Annotated in this window: 2 protein-coding genes; both read right to left on the bottom strand. The window is 68.8% G+C overall.

Going from position 1 to position 1,146, the window contains the following annotated elements; all coding sequences use genetic code 11:
• The coding region (locus ABD793_RS42525) for a leucine zipper domain-containing protein (RefSeq protein WP_344869567.1) at positions 1–693 on the bottom strand (693 nt) is incomplete at its 3' end.
• Between the two features lie 134 nt (positions 694–827).
• Positions 828–1,046: a hypothetical protein gene (locus ABD793_RS42520; protein WP_344869568.1), complete on the bottom strand. Its 219-nt coding sequence runs from the start codon at positions 1,044–1,046 to the stop codon at positions 828–830.
• Positions 1,047–1,146: the final 100 nt, after the last annotated feature.

The raw sequence follows: 1,146 nt of genomic DNA, 5'->3' as shown, positions 1-1,146 counted from the left end.
GGTGAGTGTCCGCTGAACGGTGATTGCGCTGGCAGCAAAGAAGATCTGGGAGCGCTGCCAGAACGCGACCGCGGTTTCCTTCTTCTCGTCGGGCAGGATTTCGCTGTAGGCGGGTCGGGAATGATCGTCCACGGCGTTGTGCAGGTAGCTGTAGCCGACATGGCTGCGGCCGTGGGCGTCCAGGGTTTTGTCTGGCGTGCGGGTGCGGTGCCGCTGCCCGGCCTGACGGCCGACGGCCCGGTGGCCGCCTCCGTCGGGGATGTTGCCCAGTTTCTTGATGTCCACGTGTACCAGCTCGCCCGGGGTGGCGCGCTCGTAGCGCCGCACCGGCCGGCCGGTGCCACGGTCGAGGCGGGTCAGGCCGTAGCGAGCCGGCACGCGATGCACGGTGGAGGGCACCAGCCGCAGCAACGACGCGATCCGGGCTGGCCCCGACCGCCTCAGTACCCGAACCGTGATGATCCGCCGCTCGGTGCGCGTCGGGGTGCGGCGCGGGCTCAAGTGCGGACGAGAGGACCGGTCGGTCATGCCCGCCCCACCCTCGACGCGGTACCGGTTAGCCCAGCGTTGGGCGGTGGACACCGACACCTGGAACCGCTCGGCAGCTCGCCGTAGCGGCCATGCGTCGTCCACCACACAACGGGCCAGGCGCAGCCTGCCCGTCGGACTCAACGGGGCATTACGGTGCGACACGAGGACCTCCGTGACGTGGCGCAGACTGTGGTGACCCACACCACACCCGGAGGCCCTCCCTCACACCAAGATCATCCGACTACGTGTCCCCACGCTCGCAACCTCCCCGGGCAGCACACGTAGGGCGTGGCCGGTCAGTGGTTGGTGGGGTGGCCAGGTCGATCACGGCTTTGGAACTGTTTGAAGCGGTTGGAGCAGCGTTCGACGACGTTGCGGCGTGTGTAGGCGGTGGAGTCGAAGCCGGGTGGGCGGCCGCCGTGGCTGCTGCGGCGTGCCCGGTTGTTCTGCTGGTCGCGGCGTTCGGGAATGGTGGCGGCCAATGGCATGATCACCCGGACCTTGCCCACCGGCATTGCGAGAGTGCCGTTGCGAGACCAGCGCCAGAACCGGTCACAGACCGTCTCCCACGGCCCATACCGCTACGGCAGATCGCGCCATACCACCCCGGTCCTG

Origin of the sequence: Amycolatopsis ultiminotia, assembly GCF_039536925.1 — a bacterium.
Classification (GTDB): Bacteria; Actinomycetota; Actinomycetes; order Mycobacteriales; family Pseudonocardiaceae; genus Amycolatopsis; species Amycolatopsis ultiminotia.
Note: the sequence above shows the minus strand (reverse complement) of the source record. Positions and strands in the feature narration are given on the sequence as shown.